We start from the raw sequence: 19,246 nt of genomic DNA on the forward strand, positions 1-19,246 counted from the left end.
TACTTGTCAAAAACTACGGTGTATTTGTCTGAAAGTACATTGATTAACAAAATTTAAACATAGTCACTAATTTAAAATTAACATTATATTTTGACATTTGTTAGCTAGCTGGGGCTATATTGTTTTTTATACTGCGAAGGAGAGATACCCAAAGCACGTGTAAAGCGATGAGTGAAAGAACTTTGACTTGAAAAACCGACCAGTTCGGATATTTGGCTTAAATTTAAGTGACCTTGGTTAATGAGTTTTTTGGCTAAATTAATACGTTTGTTCAATACGTATTGATGAGGTGTAATCCCCATTTGTTCTTTAAACATGAGATGAAACTGGCTTTCACCTAAGAACACACTGCCCGCTAATTGAGCAATGGAAATTTTATGACTAAGGTGTTGATTTATGTAACGGTCAAGGGTTTCTAAGTCAAAGCGCGACTCTTTTTTCCCAGTTTGAAATGCACTGATGTGGCGTTGTAATAAAGCGATAACGGTATCGTTACAAGCGCGGCTGAGCAATAAGTCATCAGGGTTAGATTGCATTTCTTGCACTAACATTTGGATTAATTTTTGGATTTGCGCATCGAGCTGAAAATAAGTGTCACAATGAGCTAATTGATTGATTTTTTGTAGCATTAAGGGATCGTGCCGTTGTGGTGTCGGCAAGTTTAAAACCAATATATCCGATTGGCAGGCAATGCCGCCAAATGCGTGGTCAGAGCATGCCACTACGACACAACCTTGCCCTGGACCAACGATGTTACCACGGCCAGCCACTTCAAATTCTACTTGTCCTTTAAGGCCAATAACCACTTGTGTGTATTGGTGGTCATGGCAATTTTTATAACTAGGTAGCGTTATAATTTCAGCAGGCCGAGGTAATGGAATAGGGTTAGTTAGTGATTTTGAATCGGGCATAGGCGAACCGTTAGGCATAAATGTTGTAGTGAGTATAACTAAAATACCGACAGGGCACAGTGATAGCGACAAATGTTCTCGACTCAAAGATAAATCAAATACATGATAACGGCTCATGACTATCAAGGAGTAACCAATATGTTGACCAAAGAAAATTTGATTGGCCGTTGGCAACTTATCGCTGCTGAAATGACCATTGCCGATAAAATGACGGATAGCTTTGATCCTAACCGTGAGATGATCAAACATTTTACGGAATCGGGTCATTTTTACTTTTATTCTAAAACTGCCGACCGCGTTCCATTTAGCGCAAGTGTGACCGATGAAGAGCGCTTAGCAGCGAGTAAAACCTTAGATACAGGTGGAGGACGCTTTACTTTAGAGGGCGAAACCTACACCGAGTGGGTTGAATTTTGTAGCTACCCCAATTATGAGGGCAAAGCCATTAGCTTCTCTCTCTCCTTGGACGGCGACACACTGACCCAGCAAGGCCCTTATCCACTGCGTATGCTTGGTTTTGCTGAGCAAGACGGTTACGTTAAGGAAGTGTATAAAAGAATTGAAAAGTAACCGATAATTAGACCTTTATTTAGGCTGAGATGGCGGGGAGGACACTTGTCGTTTGAAATGAGCATGATTGGAATTGCGTTGCTGGTGGTCATCGGCATTTTATTGCACCATCCATCCAAAACCCTAGGGATCCCTTCGCTATTAATTTTTATGGTAGTGGGCTTAGCTTTTGGTAACGGCGAATTTGACTTTACTTATGACAACATAGTGCTTAGCTCGTTGATTGGCGGCATGGCTTTGAATGTGATTGTATTTGTTGGTGGTCTAAACACGTCAACCAAAAGTATTAGGGTGGCTTGGCGTGAGGGGGGCACTTTGTCGAGTTTAGGGGTGTTGTTCACTACATTAATTTTTGCAGTGATCTTGTATTATCTGCTCGATTTCGATCTCTTAACTTGCTTATTATTTGCTGCAGTGGTTTCTTCAACTGATGCGGCTGCAGTATTTTCAATTCTTCAATCTAAGCAATTAAAGCTAAAAGAAAATACTGATACCGTGTTGGAATTTGAGTCGGCAACTAACGACCCCGTGGCATTGTTAATGGTCATCCTATTAACGGACTTAATTGTGAATAGCACTGGCGTTAGCCCTAGCTTTGCCAGTATTGGTTTAATGTTAACCCAGCAAGTACTGGTCGGGGCGGGATTAGGTTTTGCGCTTGGCAAATCAGCCGTTTGGGTACTGAACAAAATAGAACTAGACGAAGTAGGATTGATCCCTGTTTATATCTTGGCCTGCTTTCTTATTGTTGTTTATAGCAATGAATTGTTGGGGGGCAATGTGCTAGTCGCGGTATATGTGGCTGGGGTCATTGTGGGTAATGAATTATTGCGGGGCCATGAAATCAGTAAACATTTTTATAACAGCCTCTCTTGGTTGGCGCAGTCGTTAATGTTTGTTGTATTAGGATTGCAAATATTCCCGCAAAACCTCGTTGAAGTATTCTGGCTGTCAGTTCTACCTGCAATTTTACTCATATTTGTTGCTAGACCCCTTGCGGTTCAGCTGTGCTATTTGCCTTTTGTTAACGCCAGTTGGAAAAAGCGTATATTTATCTCGGCGATTGGTTTAAAGGGGGCTACTCCGATAGTTTTTGCTCTGATCCCTGCAACCGCAGGCGTACCTGGTGCAATAGAAATGATGCACATGGTGTTTTTTATCGTGTTGTTCTCGGTCTTTATTCAAGGCGGGGCAATTGAACCATTGGCAAGGAAATTGGGTTTAGTCAAACAATAATCAGCTTACTTTCAGACCTGAATAAGGTTTATTAAAGCGCATTCGATGAGCTGTTTACGATATGGCTAAATGGCAATTTATCGCCACTTAGTTTAACTTTTAGCCGGGTTGGCCGATACTCTATGATAGGCTCACAACAGATGGGATAGCACGAGATGGCGATAAATCTTAATGCTAGTAAGAGTTATGACACTCGCGCAAGCACGGCGTTGACTAAGCAGGAAGAGCCGCTGCCAAAAGCTGATCTGCCAACACGTGAACTAGCGGGTGGTTTAGTCGCGCAGGGTGACAAAATTACCCTGTCAGATGAAGCGAAAGAGCGCTACGCCAATCAGCAAAAAGACCATCTTGAGCAACAAAAGCAGCAAGCCCTTGAACAAGCCAAAAATTTACTGCTTAATCGCGGACAAGAAAGCGAGAGCACGAGCGGCTTGTCTCGGGAAGAGCAGTTTCGAGAAGCGCAAATAAAACAAATAAAAGAACAAATTAAAGAAGCGAAATCTGAGCTGCAAAAATTAGCTTATAAACATACCGAAGCGGCGGATAAAAAACGTAGCATGCTGCATATGTCAGTGGTAATGATGACAGGACAGTTACTAGAGCTCATGCGTAAAAAAATTGATGATGCGCCCGGTGAGTAAGTAAGGCTTCGTCTCACTACCCAACGCTTATTGGTCTGAGTAGTGGGACGATAAAAAGGTATTTTACTTACTTATTGCCAACTCAGCATAGCGTCATATTCGCTGCAGTTTGTCACTAAATTAGCAGCATCAGAAATATAAATTTGCTGTGTCTCTGAAACATCATAGGTCAAATACTCAGAGCATTTCGCACTCTGTCCGTTGCCGACAACGACTTTTGTACCCGGCTTAAGAGTGCAACGAACGAGTTTATCTAATGGCGACCATTGGTAGCATATTTCATAATTTGAGCGATAAGCCGATACTTTCCCATTGGGTTTATCAAACGCCCACCATTGGCCAAATTGGCTGTTTGGATTGGTACTATTCCACGCTCTAAATATCACGACTTCAGCAGTCTGACGGCTTTCGTAAACCTGACCTTGGCACAACTTGCCTTGTTCAGGTTCGCCTAATGCACTCTCTAACAGAGCTTGATCTTCAATCGCTTCAAAATTGGCGGCGATATTTGTTGGTAAGGCGACACTTCCTTTACATTCTGTTGGTGGATGAGTGGATGTGCTTTCTTGGCTAGGTGTCAAGCTTGAACATCCGGTTAAACTCATAAACAACAAACTTGGTAATAGGATTCTCATTGCACACTCCGATGCTTTAATTCATTTTTAGCTGATGAAGTTACATCCATTTAGCCATCGATATTGTAGCGTTCAGCAGTCGCGTTCAAGCCCGCGGCTAAACGTTAAACTGCTTGTATTCTCAAACAGTTAATCATACTGATACAACTAACTATAAGCTTCAAGTTTTATTACCGTCGTTCTATTTTGATTGGGTATATACCATGCAGTGACGTGAATGGCACCACAGCGGTTAAATCTGCTAGGATGCACCATGGTAATGATAATAAGTATCGTTAATGGTCTTTTTTGTGGCAAAATACCCGCCGGCACAGCTAATGGTATGTTCAAAATAAATGTCTAATGTAAGCACTATCGGCACAGATCGTCCGCCTTTTTCTCGCATCATTCGAGTGTTGGAATATATCCACCAACACTTGGATCAGCCTCTGTCAGTAGAGCAGATCGCATCAAAAAGTTGTTGGTCTCGTTGGCAGTTACAACGGGTTTTTTTACACGAAACGGGTTTTTCTGTAGCCAACTATGTCCGTGAAATTAAGCTTAGCCGAGCTGCCGAACTATTGGTTGCGACGGAATTACGCGTGATAGACATTGCTTTGGCGCTGGGTTTTGGCTCTGAAATGAGCTTCAGTCGAGCGTTTAAGAATATGTTTGACTTAAGTCCAAGGGCTTATAAAAAAAGGGGGGTGTTAACTGGTCTAAGAAAACCATTAGAAGTGACAAAAGTGCATCACTTACCTAAAGGAGGGAAGAGCTTAACCCAAGTGCGTATTGAAACGCGAGCAGGATTTTACTTCAGTGGCATCGACGTTGAGATCAGTGGGGTATTATCGCCACAGCCTAACTTCCAACAGCGCGTCCCTTTAGTGTGGCAACAATTTCATCATTCATTGGCAGATGTGAAAGACGCATGGCCTTTTAAGCCAACTTACTTTGATGCGATGCTAGGAGTCATTGATACGACGCAAGTTAACCTTGCTGGCGGCAACCTTCGTTATTGGGCAGCACTTGGTCATTCTATGAGTTCAGCTGACATGTCTGCTATCTCCCAGATTATCACGCCGTTTAAAACCAAATATGTACCGGAACAAACGTATGCGGTGGTGACACATAGAGGCCCAATAAGGCAGTTAGCGGCGACCATTGAGTGGTTTTTATTAAATTGGCTACCGGAATCAGGCTATCGGGGCTTAGACGGTTATGAATTAGAAGTATATCCCGTCAAATATGATGGATCCGCTGAGCAGGCTTGCATGGAATATTGGCTGCCTGTGATGGCGAAAGGAGAGTCTCTAGGATAAATGTCGCAACATGCCCCAAATTGTTAACTTTTATTGGCGAATCTATATAGAATGCAAATGATATCTATTACCATTTATTCTAGTTGTTTAGAGGATGCACATGCCATTTCCCATCATTTATAAACGTACTGCCTTGGCGAGTATGATATCGACAATTTTGTATCAACCGCTAGTTTATGCTGAGCAGGGGACGACTAACAATGCCACAGGGGAGTCAGCTGAAGAGGTGCAAACCATGACGGTATTGGGTCAGGCCTACCGGAACACGGCAACAAAAACATCTCTAGACGTGTACGAAACGCCACAGGCTATTTCGGTCATTGATGCTGACATGTTAGAGCAGCGAGATGTTAGCTCAGTAGCAGAAGCATTACGCTATGTGCCGGGGGTTAATACAGAGTTACGTGGCGGCGCAGTGACCAGACTTGATTTATTTAATATTCGTGGTTTTGATAATTACCAAAACTTCTATGATGGCTTGCCTTTGATGTATAACGGCTGGAATTTACAGCCGCAGATCGATCCGGTGATGCTTGAGCAAATTGAAGTATTCAAAGGCCCAACGTCTGTTTTGTATGGTAGTACGCCGCCTGGCGGCATGGTTAACATGATCGCTAAGTCGCCGCAACGTGAGGCGAAACACGGTATTACTGTTAAGACAGGCAGTTATCAACGTAAAGAGTTGATGTTTGATAGCACGGGTCAAATTGCGCAAAGTAATTTAGCTTATCGCGTGGTGGGGCTAGTACGGCAAAAAGAGGGTCAAGCCGACACTTCAGAAGAAGAGCGCTGGGTATTCGCGCCATCATTAGATTGGCAGATGAGCGATAGCACTTTACTCAATGTGAACATGTATTACCAAAACGATCCCAGTGCTGGCATCTATACCACAGTACCTGCTGCAGGCTCGGTAAAGCCACATCCGATGGGAAACCTGTCGCCTAGTACCTTCTTGGGTGATGAGAATTGGAATACCTACGAGCGAGAAGTTTTATTGCTAGGGTATAAGTTGCTGCATGATTTAAATGACAATTGGCAGTTTTTACAAAATACGCGCTACATGGATGCAAGTGCTTATCAAGAAAATATGTACAACAATCCCGCAGGTTTAGCCCTAGACCAAAGTACGATTGGGCGTCATGCCTATTTAACCGATGAAACCTCAAATAGTTTAGCCATTGATAACCAACTATCTGGTCGTATTGCGGTTGGAGAGATGGAGCATCATCTGTTGCTGGGTATTGATTACCAAGCACTGTCTTCCGATGTTATCTACAAAGATACCAGTGATGGCTACAGCTTGATGGTGGATGTGTTTCAGCCTAATCACCAGGCCATTGACCGCGATTCTTTAACCTTTAATTATGGTTCAGATGTAAAGCTGGAAACGCGCCAATTAGGTTTTTACGCACAAGACCAAATGCGTTTTAATCAGTGGGTTGTTATTGCTGGCGTTCGTTATGACAAGTTCACATCTGAGACAAAATCTAACTCGGTTTACAGCGGTAATGCAAGCTCAAGTCGTGACAAAGTTGACCAAGATAACCTCTCTTTCCGAGTGGGGGGATTGTATGAATTTAATAACGGCTTCGCCCCTTATATTAGTTATGCCGAAAGTTTCGAGCCAGTTTCAGGTATTGATAAAGCGGGTAGTGGGTTTGATCCAACGACCGGGCATCAGTGGGAAGCTGGGCTGAAATATAGCGATGAAAGTTTAGCGCACACAGCAAATTTGGCCGTATTTCATATCACCAAAGAGGATTCGCTGGTATCTGACCCGAATAATATTTACGGGCCGAAGATGCAATCCGGTGAGATTGTGTCAAAAGGCGTTGAATTTGAGAGCCAACATGAGCTGACCGATAACCTTGGGATCGCGCTTAATTATACTTGGATTGACATGGAGATCACCAAAGATACCACTGGTCTCCAAGGTAAAACACCGGTTTGGGTACCAGAACAAACCGCCTCTTTGTGGGCGAATTACCAATTCTATCAAGGTGCGTTAAGTGGCACGCAAATAGGTACGGGTCTGCGCTATGTCGGGGAAACGCAAATGGACTCGATGAACACCGACACAGTACCGAGTTATACCTTGGTCGATTTAACCTTGTCGTATGATCTGGCCAATGTCAGTGCTTCGCTGGCTGGAGCGAAAGCTTCGTTAGCGGCGACTAACTTGTTAAACAAAGAATATTACTCTTGTTATGACCAAGCAAACTGCTGGTTTGGCGAAGAGCGTAGTGTTGAAGCGAGCGTGAGCCTGACATTTTAATGGTAAATAGTGTCCCTGACGCCAATGGTTATTGGCGTTTTAGTTTGTGTTCCACTAGCGATGTGGTGAGTAAAGTATGACGAGTCAGCCAAAGGCTCTCTCCCGATTAAATTCGACCGTTGCCAGTGACAGTCACGATCCTGCTCATGCTGCGTTAATTGCGCTAGCGGAGCAAATTGCCCCCCTAATGCAGGGCAGTTGCGGCGGTGAGCAACCGTTATTACGTGCTGTTTCGGCGACTGATGCGAAGAAGCAGGATACATCGGGGGCTTTGCTTTCGCAGCTTTATGGCTATTGGCAGCAACAACACCCTGAGGCAGGGCCGTTATACTGGTTAACGCGAAGTTGGACAATGTTAAGCTGGCAACCTATTTACTTGTCCTTGTTGAGTGTTTACGGCATCCAAGCCGTGCCCGAGTTACGCGCCTTAAGCCAAACTTTGCACCTTGAACAAGGCTTAGTGGCTGGTTTTTCCATCGCGAATACCCCTGTATATCGAGGGGAGCAGGTCATGTTGATCCGTAACGCTGCGAATGAGTTATGGCAATTGTTGTCGCAATTACAGCAGCAATTTGACCAACAGATCCGTTTAAGGCCGGGGTTGATTAAATCCTTATTAGCCGATGATCTCGTTGCGAGTGCGTTAAGAATGCAGCACTTACGGGATGATTTGAGCCATAGCGAGCTAATGGATCAAATCGCTTGTTGGCAGAATGAGCTAAAGTTGCCGGCAACGCCGCCAACTGCTTTTTTTGTTGATCAAGCCACTCAAATGCTGGCATTTACGCGCAAAAGTTGCTGCATGCATTACCGGCGTAATGACGGTGATTATTGCGCCAATTGCCCGAAAGCTAATAAGGTATCGCGCTGTTTACCCACTTGAATTACTTGTATTGAAAAGAAGACGATCAGCCAATGTTCCAACTAAACCAAGTTAATGTTCGACGTGATGGACGAGACATTTTGTCTTTGCCTGAATTAACGATCGCCACGGATAAATTAACCGTTATTTTGGGCCACAATGGCTCAGGAAAATCGACATTGGTCAATATATTAGCCGGGCAATTAAAACCAGACTCTGGCCAAGTGTTACTCAATAACCAAGCTTTAGTGCACTTGTCAGCGCGAGCACTGGCGCAACAGGTGGCGTATTTACCTCAGCGTTTACCCGCGGCGTCCGGTTTAACCGTGGCAGAGTTAGTAAAATTGGGGCGTTTTCCTTGGTTAGGAACCTTCGGTCGATTTCGCAAACGCGATCAAAAAATCATGAACCAAGCCATGGCCGACACCGACATATTGGCTTTCAAGCAGGTTTTGGCCGATCAGCTCTCAGGTGGCGAGCGACAGCGGGCGTGGATTGCCATGCTATTGGCGCAGCAGTCGCCCGTTCTGGTACTTGATGAGCCAACTTCGGCGCTGGATGTGGGGCATCAATATCAACTGTTAGCGTTATTACAGCGGCTAAATCGCACTACAGGCAAAGGGGTTGTCATTATTTTACATGATATTAATTTAGCGTTGCGCTACGCCGATGCTGTGATCGCGTTAAAGCAAGGTAAAGTTGTGTTTCAAGGAGACCATTCGAGCTTACTTAACGAAGCGCAGTTGTCTGACTTATACCAAGCCAATATCCAACTTATTAATCACCCGACAAAAGATAAAAAGGTCGCTGTTGTATGCTAATTAAATACCTTGCACCTATTGACTGGCTTAAGTCAAAAAACAAGTTTACTCAATCTATTACGCTTGCCACTTTAGTGTTTTGTTTACTTTTTTCTTGGCCAATTAAGGCTGAAATTTGGGTTGAAGACAGTGATGGAAAGCACTCTTTTACCAGCCATCCTGTGCGTGTCGCCGCGTTAAATTGGGACATTGCGGAGCAAGTGATTGAACTTGGCGTAACACCGATTGCGATGCCCGATCTTACAGGTTATGAACAGTGGGTGGTGACGCCAGCCATACCCGAAGGCGTTGAAGATATAGGCGCCCGGATAGAGCCCAATATTGAAAAATTAATGGCATTAAAGCCCGATGTTATCTTGATTGCCGCACCGCAAAAAGATTTGGCGTCGCGACTTGAAAAAATTGCCCCCGTTTTATTTTACCAAACTTACAGTGAGTCTCATGATAACGCTGCCGCGGCTGTTGATAACTTTCGAAAAATAGCGCAACTGCTTGATAAAACCGCGCTGGCAGAGCAAAAATTGCAGGCGATGGAAGCGCGCTTGGATGAACTTAGATCAGTATTGCTAACGGCTTATGATGGCAACTTACCACAAGTGAAAGCCATTCGCTTTGCCAGTGTGAACTCGGTTTATGTATATGGCGAAAACTCTATTCCTCAGTATGCCTTGAGTAAATTGGGGGTGGTGGAATCAGAGGTGCAGCCAAGAACACAATGGGGCATCGCGCAAAAGCGGATCACTGCATTACAGCAATTTTCTCAGCATACTGTGCTGTATTTTGAGCCCTTTGAATACCGTGACAAGTTAGCGGAATCTAGAGTTTGGCAAGCCATGCCATTTGTACAACAGCAGCGCTTTAACCGCGTAGCAGCAACATGGAGCTATGGTGGTGCGATGTCTATCTTGTATAACGCCGAAGCATTAAGTCAAAGTTTATTGGAGCTTGCTCCCCGTTGATAATACGTTACACCATGACGCTGGTGGCCTTGTGCGTCATTTCTTTTCTCCACCTGCAGCTAGGTGGTATGGCCAGTGATACCTCTTTTAATGGTCATGTTCTGACATTGTTCGAACAAAGCGCACTTTTGTTTGGTACACCTGCTGAATCGTTTACCGAAATTAACTATTACTACGTGCAGTTACCGCGTTGGTTGATGGGGCTAATTGTCGGTGCAATGTTAGGTTTGGTTGGTAGCTTAATGCAGCAGCTAACACAAAACCCGTTAATGTCGCCCTTGACCTTGGGCACGGCGTCTGGCGCTTGGCTTGCGTTGGTGATTATCAATGTCTTTTTCCCAAGTTGGGTGGGAGAGTACAGTGCCATAGCGGCATTAATGGGGTCGGTGTTAACGTTGCTGTTGGTGCTGGCAATAGTGGGAATTCGTAATGTGAGTGGCCTGCCGATTGTATTGGCGGGCATGACGGTGAACATTTTATTGGGCGCGATAGCCAGCGCGATTATTTTACTTAATGATCAGTACGCGAAAAATTTATTTATTTGGGGCGCTGGCGATTTAGGGCAAAATGGTTGGTCTTGGTTACAGTGGTTATTGCCTAAAATTACCGTTGCCCTGGCTATCTTGTTGTTTGCCCCGCGTTTGCTAACGGTGCTTAAACTCGGCCAGCAAGGCGCAACTGCGCGTGGCGTAAGTGTGGTGCCAATGTTTCTTGGCTTTATTGCGATTGGTTTATGGCTAGTCGCCAGCGTGATCACCGCGGTTGGCGTTATTAGCTTTATTGGTTTATTAGCGCCCAATGTTGCGCGAATATTAGGTGCTCGCACCGCAAGAGATGAGCTTTGGTTTAGCTTAATACTGGGCGCGATATTACTCTGTGCTACCGATAGTTTGGCTCTCTGGGTAGGAGCTTACAGTGTCGACATTATTCCTAGTGGCACCGCGACCGCGATGATTGGTGCACCTGCATTAATTTGGATTGCTCGGCATCATTTTAGAGCGCAAGACAGTTTATCGATTAGCTTACCAGGCGGGCGCGCGCATTTGGGGCGTTATACGGGTTGGTTGTTAGGCGCATGCTTGGTACTAGCAACATTGTTATATACCTTGTTTAGCTACAGTGGCAATGGCGTTTCATTGCTCTTGCCAAATGAATTTGTCTGGTCGGTTCGTTGGCCGCGAATGGTCACCACCTTAGCCGCTGGAGCAGGGTTAGCCATCGCGGGAGCAATGTTGCAACGCTTAGTGTACAACCCTTTAGCCAGCCCTGACTTATTGGGGATCAGTGCCGGTGCCACATTTACCTTAGTGGGCAGTAGTTTATTGTTTGGTGTCTCCATTCATGAATCCGGGCCATTGGTGGCATTCAGTGGCAGCATGCTGGTGCTGGCTTTGTTGCTACTCTTGGGCAAAAAGCACCAGTATGCGCCGTCAATGCTGATACTAACGGGCATTTCATTAACCGCCATGATTGAAGCATTGGTGCATTTTGCGCTAACACGCGGTGGTGAAGACGAATACGTTATTTTAACCTGGCTATCTGGCTCAGCCTATCGAGCGCAAGGCTCACACGCATTAATGTTACTTGCTGTGGTGCTGGTGTTAGCTGGATTGAGCATAAGCGCATCGCGCTGGCTTACGTTGATTTCTGTTGGACGAAGCTTTGCCACTGCCCGAGGGTTAAATGTAAGTTGGGCTTATGTCTTACTGTTGAGCTGTGTCGCCATGTTATGTGCTATTGTCACCACGACGATGGGACCCGTGGCATTTGTGGGTTTACTGGCTCCGCACATGGCCATCATGCTGGGTGCTAAACAAGTTAAGCCGCAACTAGTAGTTGCTGCATTATTGGGAGCATTATTAATGCTAACCGCAGATTGGCTAGGACAAATTGTTGTTTATCCGGGACAAATATCTGCCGGTATTTTGGTCTCGATAATCGGCGGTGGCTATTTTATTTTCCTATTAATGCGCAGTCGCTGATGTGAATGCCGTTTGGCATGATCAGCGATGGCGCATTTTACTCGTTAATATTTAAAAGTTAATCGGCTATTTAGGTCGCTCTGATTTAAATACACTGGCTAAATTTGCGTATTCTGCGCCGCCTAAACGGGCAAGGGGATCCAGTGCGAGGGCATCTATTTTATGGCGGCCATCTTCGCTAAGAGTGGCCACTTGCGGATCAAGATAAGCGCGTGTCACTTCCACAAACATCAGCTTCATTGGCAACTCGCCCATTTCTACTACCTTGTGTAGTTTACACGCGAAAGCAATTTTACATTGCTCAATACGCGGCAAACTTGAACCAGTGAATTCCACCAGATTAAGGTGGGTTAAGTTGGCTAGTTGTAACTCAGACTCATCGTTTGGCAATGAAGAGGCTGATTCGGTTACCACCGCGGCCAAGCTGGTATCGGCAATGTGGATCACTAACTCTTGGTTTAACTCCACATTGGTGGCGGAGTCTTTATATTCGCCAGTAGGTTTTTTACCCACGGCATACATCAAAATAGCCGGGTTTGAGCTAATGGCGGTGAAGTACGAAAATGGCGCTAAATTAAGCGTATCTTGAGCATTTTTCGACAACACCCAAGCTATCGGGCGCGGCACAATGGTTTGAGTTAAAGTGTGATAAATCTGATTTGGCGAAAGCTTAGCAAAGTCTAAAATCATAATCTTCTCAGTGAGTTAATTGTTCATCGCATTAGTCTAGGCGATTTAGGCGCGCGAGTCAGCAATGGCTTTTACTCCGCTGGAAATGTGGGAGTGATCAAGTCCCATGCTGAGTTAACGTATTCTATTTACATATCAGAGGTAAAATCGATTGGCTGCTTGGCTAACGCGGTAACGACCGAACATAATTTGCGCTGCAAACGGCTGAATTAAGTATAAATGTCGGCTTCGCGACACCTATACCCAATTAACCTGGAGATGCTTGATTTCAGCAAGATTTTACACACGTTTAGGCAAGGCATTGATTGCAGGTAATGGCTTCCCCTTATCAAAATCAATAACACAGCATAAACGCGTGTAAAACTTGCCCTTTGGGAGCGCCACCGTATTTCCACTACGTTGTTACGCTAATTTAAAAGGTGCCTACATTCCTGCATTAGCGTGCCTAGTATTGAAAACACGGTGGCGCTCTGAAACATGCATCTTCAAGTTGATTGGGTATATACTTATTGGTATGGATTTTTGAGCTGACTAATTGCCTGAAGCTTCTAAATGCTGAACGACATCAATTCGAAAACCGCCTGGGTCTTGTAGCATAAAATGTACTTGTCCCCAAGCTTCTTCTTTTAGCGCCATCGCAATCGTCAAATCCATTTTTTGTGCTTCGGCATATGCCTGAGCGGCATCTTTAACCTCTAGCGATATCACGTATCCCTCAGGGGACATCAGTGGCCGTAGAAACTCAGGTTGAGTTGTATGCTCCGGCATTAAGAATCCAAGCTGGACGCCTGAGCTTGGTGATACCAAATGCAAGTAAAAGTCAGCGTCAAAAAACACAGCATTAAATCCAAACACAGATTCATAGAACGTTTTCACCGCTTCCAAGTTTGTCGTTACCATCACAGGGAACATCGCTTCAATTTCAATCATCTTACTTACTCTCTCTAACTGTTGATTAAGTGCAATACATTATTCTTCAATCAACAGAGCAGTGATTGTATAAAACGGACATCTTTAAAAACTGAGTAGGAGTTACCCCAGACAAACGTTTAAACTCGCGAATGAAATGCGGTTGGTCGTAAAAATGATCTAGGTATGCTTGGTTACACGCCAGTGTATTCATCCCTTTGAGAGTGCTCTGAAATTTCATTACCTTGCCAAAGTCTTTAGGAAGCAGTCCAAGGTGTTGCTTGGTTAACCTTCTTAGCTGGCGTGCAGACACGCCAAACTCAGCACACTGGCTATCTGATAGATCAAGGTGGGAGCTAACATTTTTGTAACAGTATCTGATGTAGCGCGCCAGACGAACATCAACATCGGCAAACTTGACTGCAGACAGCATGACTTTCGACAGGTTATTGCAACATTCGTCAAAGCACTTTGAATTTTCAAGGGACTCAAATACCGAACCAACAATCTCAGTGGGTAATAAGTCTGCCGCCTTTACACTACCTGCCATTCCCCATTCTCCTAATGGGATAGCAATCAGGCCACGATGGCCGAGAATTCGAAAACGAATGCCAAAAAAGGACGCCGGCCCGTCGATATGAAACAAGGTAGATGAGAGAAACGGTGGAACAAGAAAGTTATCGCTGGCGCTGTTTAGATTAATTATCCAATCTACACAGTTATCTGGCACGCTATGATATAAAAATTGACCTTTAGCTACTTTTAGCTGCCAGTATGATTGCACCCAACGATTTAATGGGGGGAGCGGTTGCCGCGTTATATACGCGCGGTCATCAGCGACAGCGCCTTGCATTGGGTTATAATCTAACAACATTTTAAGATTGATTTACTAACATAAGCTTTGTTAACCACTCGTTTTTTATTCGTATGGCGTGGTGCATAAAACCCGGCCTTATCCTTTATCAATTTTACTGTTGCACAATAACGCCAACAATATTTGCTCATATTTTATTAAGATAAGTTCTCCCAATGAAAAATCAAGCGCGATATCATTTCATCATTACGGAGACAGAATAAGTAACCCGAGTTCTGGGTAAGCAAAATAGTATATTTCCCCTGCAAAAACGCGGTAAATATGTCCCTATACGCTTTGCGTTTTCATCCCTGAAAACGAAATTTTGCAGTAAAAATATACTTTATCCATTCGTAATAGGCTTAAGCAAAACTGAGGTTAAGTAACAGAGGGGGTAAGCGTTAATTGATTGACTCTTGATGGTCGATGTATCTAATCAACGTGAAACATGCATCTTCAAGTAGATTGGGTATATACTGATACGTCGTTAAGGGAGCCTCATGATTACTTGGAAACATCAAATTGAGTCGATTAAACACCTTGTTGATTGGGTTTGGTACCTAGAGGTAAAGCAGGGCGAGTCGATAGCGTTTATGCCCCAGTTGATACCGAATGTGAACGCACATTACATTATCACGCCTTCAACTCAAACTTATGATTACCAGAACAAAGCGAGTCACTTTGTCGGGACCGGCTCCCATCTTATTACACCCAGTACACAAACCCTTATCTTAAATGATGACGCTCCATTAACTCGGTTGGGTATTCGATTTACACCAACGGCGCTATATCAGCTGCAACAGCAAGAGTCGGGAGTGATTGACCAATGTTTAGAGCTTGATTGGCTTGCTCATCTACTCTCGTCAAGTGATTACCAGTCACTGATTGTGGAGGGTGAAAAAGCGGCCATATTGGAGCGTGTAGAGCAAGATCTACAGCCGCTGATGAAATCGGTTCAAAGGGACAGGTCGGTTATTCTTGTTGAAAAAGCATTAGCCTTAATAGAGCAACATAATGGTTTATTTACCAGCGATAATTTGGCTCAACAGTGCTTTACAACAAAGCGAACGTTAGAGCGAGCGTTTAAGAAAACGGTAGGGATAGGCATTAAGCAGTATCAAAGCATCGTCAAGTTTGAAGCGCTGTTTATGCATTTGCATCAACAGCCAAATAAGGCCAATTGGGCTGAAATGGCAAGCCAGTTTGGTTTCAGCGATCAGCCTCATTTGATCAGGAAAATGAAGCAAGTTATTGGGGTGACACCATCAGGTTATTTGAATGCTCGAGACTTAGTGATTGATGCTTATGGTGATTTTGAGTAGGGCTGCTGTTAGGTTGCGGGATATTAGCCTTGCTGCAAATGTCGCAAATGTTCAATCCTCGACAACAATCGCCCATTATCCTTGGCCCATATTCAAAAGCCAAGGAAACAGCCAGTGTCTATATCACTATTCAAACAAGGTAAAGCCGTCCCGCTAAGTGACAAACTAACGATCAAGCTGATCACTCAAGACGATCTTAAAGACATCATTGCAATGTTGGATAACCCAAATGTAACTAAATATCTTTTTTTCGCACCCGCGCCAGTTGAATTATATGAAGGTTTTTTTAACCCGATCATCGAAAACGTACAACAAGCGATAGCAAAAGGCGAATGGCCTGAAAGTCCAACGGCTATCATTCGAGATCTCGATGGCGCTTATATGGGGATGGCAGGCTTACCTAAGGTTATGTTTATGCAAGGTAACTTTGAAGTGGGTTATCAACTTGCGGAACATGCTTGGGGTCAAGGTATTGCGTCTTTAGTGTGTGCCTTTATGACCAAGCTTGCGTTTACAGAGCTAGGCGCTCATAAAGTAACCGCTGACTGCTACCTGAGTAATGTGGGCTCTTATAAAGTGATGGAAAAGTGTGGCTACACCTTAGAAGGAACACAAAAAAATTATTATAAAGTAGATACTGGCTTTGATGACCGAGTGTTATACGGCATGACAGCTGCGCAGTTCAAGCAGCGCTAACGTGTTTGTGAAATGGCCTAATGGGCTAGCCAGCAGTTTTCATCGTCGATCGAATTTCCTCTGTCACCGCTGAACAGCAAGGCGCGTTGTTGGCAAACGCGCCAGTGCGACTAGTAAATTATTCCGGTACCAATTGCTCGCTGCGGAAAAAGCCTTGTTGGTTGTCGCCCAGTAACTCAGCCAGCAGGGGTAAACAGGCGTCCATTTCCGCTTTTAGTTTCCATGGCGGGTTAATCACTATCATGCCGCTTGAGGTCATGCCGCGCTCAGTGGTATCAGGTTTAATCGCCAGTTCGAACAATTGAATGTTGCGAATACCACTGTTAATAAAGCCTTGCTCCATCTGCTTAATGCGATAACGCTCTACCACGGGATACCAAATGGCATAGACGCCAGTTGCAAAACGCTTATGAGCAGCAATTACAGTGCTCACCACTTTGTCGTAGTCAGATTTAATTTCATACGGCGGGTCGATTAACACAAAACCGCGGCGCTCTTTGGGCGGCACTTTGGCAATTAAACCTTTAAAACCGTCGCCATGCTCAACCGCCGTGCGACGCTCACGAGGAAAGGTTTGTTTTAGTAATTCAATCTCAGTGGTGTGCAGTTCAAACAGGTTTAGTCTGTCGTGTTCACTCAGCACAGCTTTGGCAATAGATGGTGAGCCGGGGTAGTGGGCTAGCTCGCCGCCTTCGTTAAAGTCTTTGATTAGGTCAACGTAGTCTTGCAATGGCTCAGGTAAATTCACTTGTTGCCATAGTTTGGCAATGCCAGTGAGGTATTCTTGCGTTTTTTGTGCATGCTCAGAGTTAAGGGCATAACCGCCGGGGCCGCTGTGAGTGTCTAAATACAAATAGGGCTTAGGCTTGGCATTTAAATGACGAAAAATACGCAGCGCAACAAGGTGTTTTAGTACATCGGCAAAATTGCCTGCATGGTAGGAATGGCGATAGCTTAACAAGGGCACAACTCAAGCAAAAAATAATGGCGCTATGATAACTTGAGTTGGGGGTGAGGTCTATTTGCAGACGGTAACTGACCTGTATTTTGTTGTTTGGCGGCAAAAGAATGATGAAACGGGTGGCCGTGACTTACCGTCTGTTTGATGTTTATTTATACAGGTGTAATGGAGTTTAGCTGGTTTTGCCAAATTTTGGTGCGGTAAATAAATAGTAAAAGTCTCGCTTTGTTCACACCTTATTTCTAACACTTTGATATATAATCACAAAATGAATCAGCTGAATCCTTTATGGGGGGCAAATTTGGTCTCGGTAAATACTAGGCTCCCTTTGTTTACCCTGTGTTGCTTGTTACGGGTGGCAAAAGAGCATTTAACTGGCTGAATATTATTAATTTATTTTATGCGGAATGACGATTTTCGTGCGGTAGCGTGCGGGATTTATACGGAATTCCGTATATCCGTATAAAAGCTGTTAAGTGACGAATATGCATAAGTTGTTAAATGATGGGTGGGTCTATGAATCAGTATCATTTGAAGAAGTCTCTGATAGATATAAAGGATTCGGCCGCGATCTTTTCAATCTAATAGCAAACGACCTCCCTAGCCACTTTTCAAATTTAAAATTTTACAAATCTAAAACCTATCAAGATGAAGATGTTTTCGCGATCTGCGAAGGTTTAGGGCATGATTACGGAATTCAATTAGACCCTGACTGTGAAGTCATATGTTTGTGGGATGGCAACACGCATATTGAAATTGGCACTTGGTCAGAAAATGAATATGAAGAATCGATACTGTTTATCAAAACCAATTTTACCCAATAAATCACTTAACAATGCCATCATAGGGACATTGTTCGCTCCGTGGAGCTTTGGTGTGGCTTCGCTACTTTACACCAAAGCACCACTCCGCAAACAATGCCCCATATGGCGGCGTTGAGGCTCCAAGGATAGTTATGTTCTCTGAATCGGATAAACATGAAACCTATCGAGTGCTCGGATTAGCAGCTATGTGCTCAGGTGGAGGTGAGTATAAAGTTGACTGGGCAATGTATTTGCTTGAGAGCGGTGTTGAAACAGAGAATCTTGCTATTTTGGCAACACTATTGAAGCCGGTTAATGAGTTTGAAGCTGAAGACTACTTCAATAGAGTGCTCAATGAACTAAAAATTATTCGCCCTAGTCAGGAGGCAGCTTTGGCGGGGTACGCTTGGGTTCTTGCAAAAGATATAATTGACGGTGTTCTAGCCCCTGATTCGGGTGTATCTCAAATCTATGCTGTCAATATGGCGCTGGACTACCCTGGAACACTTGGAGAATTTACTGCACTAGAAGATGAATGGTACTGTGAGTGCATAAATGGTTTGTCGAAGCAAAAGCGGAGAGAAGAAATCATCAAAGCTTGCAATGAATGCTTAGAAGTACTGCAGTATCCAGATGTGTTCAAAGCCTAACAGATAAGAATAGGTGTCGCGAAGCCGACACCCTATATTCAAGTGTGTGCGCCGAGCATGGCGTTGATCTAGGAGGTGAAAGTCCTCTACGGGCTCAATCGAGAGAGAACCGTTAGCCTATGCAAGGGTGTTCACCGCGAGGTGAAATCTGAAGGAAGCAAATGGCAAA

The 19,246-nt window shown here is 44.3% G+C and carries 19 protein-coding genes; 13 read left to right on the forward strand and 6 right to left on the reverse strand.

Annotated elements, in window-relative coordinates:
* Window positions 1-104 precede the first annotated feature (104 nt).
* Window positions 105-911 carry an AraC family transcriptional regulator gene (locus K6Y31_RS17885; protein WP_233054287.1) on the reverse strand — a complete coding sequence of 269 codons (807 nt, stop codon included), beginning with the start codon at window positions 909-911 and terminating at the stop codon, window positions 105-107.
* 138 nt (window positions 912-1,049) lie between these two features.
* On the opposite strand from K6Y31_RS17885, the gene K6Y31_RS17890 reads away from it, so the two are divergent.
* From K6Y31_RS17890 to K6Y31_RS17900, 3 genes are all read left to right on the forward strand, one after another.
* Window positions 1,050-1,481, forward strand: a complete 432-nt coding sequence (locus K6Y31_RS17890; RefSeq protein ID WP_232801341.1) for a lipocalin-like domain-containing protein — start codon at window positions 1,050-1,052, stop codon at window positions 1,479-1,481.
* A 45-nt stretch (window positions 1,482-1,526) separates the two neighbouring features.
* Entirely contained in the window at window positions 1,527-2,717 is a 1,191-nt protein-coding gene (locus K6Y31_RS17895; RefSeq protein WP_232801340.1) for a potassium/proton antiporter, read from the forward strand.
* A gap of 155 nt (window positions 2,718-2,872) precedes the next feature.
* On the forward strand, window positions 2,873-3,358 hold the full coding sequence (locus K6Y31_RS17900; RefSeq protein WP_233054288.1) for a hypothetical protein: 486 nt from the start codon (window positions 2,873-2,875) through the stop codon (window positions 3,356-3,358).
* Between the two features lie 71 nt (window positions 3,359-3,429).
* Here K6Y31_RS17900 and K6Y31_RS17905 read toward each other — a convergent pair whose 3' ends face one another.
* Window positions 3,430-3,993, reverse strand: a complete 564-nt coding sequence (locus K6Y31_RS17905) for a hypothetical protein (protein WP_233054289.1) — start codon at window positions 3,991-3,993, stop codon at window positions 3,430-3,432.
* Window positions 3,994-4,328: 335 nt separating this feature from the next.
* Here K6Y31_RS17905 and K6Y31_RS17910 point away from each other — a divergent pair, with 335 nt between their 5' ends.
* From K6Y31_RS17910 to fhuB, 6 genes are all read left to right on the forward strand, one after another.
* Window positions 4,329-5,294 (forward strand): AraC family transcriptional regulator, encoded by a 966-nt coding sequence (locus tag K6Y31_RS17910; RefSeq protein WP_233054290.1) that lies wholly within the window; start codon window positions 4,329-4,331, stop codon window positions 5,292-5,294.
* A gap of 100 nt (window positions 5,295-5,394) precedes the next feature.
* Complete coding sequence (locus K6Y31_RS17915; protein ID WP_233054291.1) at window positions 5,395-7,569, forward strand: TonB-dependent siderophore receptor; 2,175 nt, start codon at window positions 5,395-5,397, stop codon at window positions 7,567-7,569.
* Window positions 7,570-7,645: 76 nt separating this feature from the next.
* On the forward strand, window positions 7,646-8,452 hold the full coding sequence (locus K6Y31_RS17920; protein WP_233054292.1) for a siderophore ferric iron reductase: 807 nt from the start codon (window positions 7,646-7,648) through the stop codon (window positions 8,450-8,452).
* Window positions 8,453-8,484: 32 nt separating this feature from the next.
* Window positions 8,485-9,252: an ABC transporter ATP-binding protein gene (locus K6Y31_RS17925; protein ID WP_233054293.1), complete on the forward strand. Its 768-nt coding sequence runs from the start codon at window positions 8,485-8,487 to the stop codon at window positions 9,250-9,252.
* On the forward strand, window positions 9,246-10,211 hold the full coding sequence (locus K6Y31_RS17930) for an iron-siderophore ABC transporter substrate-binding protein (protein WP_233054294.1): 966 nt from the start codon (window positions 9,246-9,248) through the stop codon (window positions 10,209-10,211). Before K6Y31_RS17925 ends, K6Y31_RS17930 begins: the two co-directional genes overlap by 7 nt.
* Window positions 10,208-12,193, forward strand: a complete 1,986-nt coding sequence (gene fhuB, locus K6Y31_RS17935; protein WP_232801332.1) for a Fe(3+)-hydroxamate ABC transporter permease FhuB — start codon at window positions 10,208-10,210, stop codon at window positions 12,191-12,193. Before K6Y31_RS17930 ends, fhuB begins: the two co-directional genes overlap by 4 nt.
* A 66-nt stretch (window positions 12,194-12,259) precedes the next feature.
* Here fhuB and K6Y31_RS17940 read toward each other — a convergent pair whose 3' ends face one another.
* The 3 genes from K6Y31_RS17940 to K6Y31_RS17950 form a co-directional block, all read right to left on the reverse strand.
* Window positions 12,260-12,883 carry a flavin reductase family protein gene (locus K6Y31_RS17940; protein WP_232801331.1) on the reverse strand — a complete coding sequence of 208 codons (624 nt, stop codon included), beginning with the start codon at window positions 12,881-12,883 and terminating at the stop codon, window positions 12,260-12,262.
* A gap of 531 nt (window positions 12,884-13,414) precedes the next feature.
* Window positions 13,415-13,813 carry a VOC family protein gene (locus tag K6Y31_RS17945; RefSeq protein WP_233054295.1) on the reverse strand — a complete coding sequence of 133 codons (399 nt, stop codon included), beginning with the start codon at window positions 13,811-13,813 and terminating at the stop codon, window positions 13,415-13,417.
* Between the two features lie 46 nt (window positions 13,814-13,859).
* Window positions 13,860-14,666: a helix-turn-helix domain-containing protein gene (locus tag K6Y31_RS17950; RefSeq protein ID WP_233054296.1), complete on the reverse strand. Its 807-nt coding sequence runs from the start codon at window positions 14,664-14,666 to the stop codon at window positions 13,860-13,862.
* A 479-nt stretch (window positions 14,667-15,145) separates the two neighbouring features.
* Here K6Y31_RS17950 and K6Y31_RS17955 point away from each other — a divergent pair, with 479 nt between their 5' ends.
* The gene (locus K6Y31_RS17955; protein ID WP_233054297.1) at window positions 15,146-15,967 is read left to right on the forward strand and encodes a helix-turn-helix domain-containing protein; all 822 of its coding nucleotides are present in this window, start codon (window positions 15,146-15,148) and stop codon (window positions 15,965-15,967) included.
* 114 nt (window positions 15,968-16,081) lie between these two features.
* Window positions 16,082-16,663 carry a GNAT family N-acetyltransferase gene (locus K6Y31_RS17960; protein ID WP_233054298.1) on the forward strand — a complete coding sequence of 194 codons (582 nt, stop codon included), beginning with the start codon at window positions 16,082-16,084 and terminating at the stop codon, window positions 16,661-16,663.
* 118 nt (window positions 16,664-16,781) lie between these two features.
* Here the strand turns inward: K6Y31_RS17960 and K6Y31_RS17965 are convergent, their stop codons facing one another.
* Window positions 16,782-17,624 carry a 23S rRNA (adenine(2030)-N(6))-methyltransferase RlmJ gene (locus tag K6Y31_RS17965; protein ID WP_233054299.1) on the reverse strand — a complete coding sequence of 281 codons (843 nt, stop codon included), beginning with the start codon at window positions 17,622-17,624 and terminating at the stop codon, window positions 16,782-16,784.
* Window positions 17,625-18,109: 485 nt separating this feature from the next.
* Here K6Y31_RS17965 and K6Y31_RS17970 point away from each other — a divergent pair, with 485 nt between their 5' ends.
* Window positions 18,110-18,448: a hypothetical protein gene (locus tag K6Y31_RS17970; RefSeq protein WP_233054300.1), complete on the forward strand. Its 339-nt coding sequence runs from the start codon at window positions 18,110-18,112 to the stop codon at window positions 18,446-18,448.
* Between the two features lie 131 nt (window positions 18,449-18,579).
* Window positions 18,580-19,077 (forward strand): hypothetical protein, encoded by a 498-nt coding sequence (locus tag K6Y31_RS17975; RefSeq protein WP_233054301.1) that lies wholly within the window; start codon window positions 18,580-18,582, stop codon window positions 19,075-19,077.
* The last annotated feature ends 169 nt before the right edge of the window (window positions 19,078-19,246 follow it).

This window comes from Motilimonas cestriensis, assembly GCF_021295315.1.
GTDB lineage: Bacteria > Pseudomonadota > Gammaproteobacteria > Enterobacterales > CBDFNC01 > Motilimonas > Motilimonas cestriensis.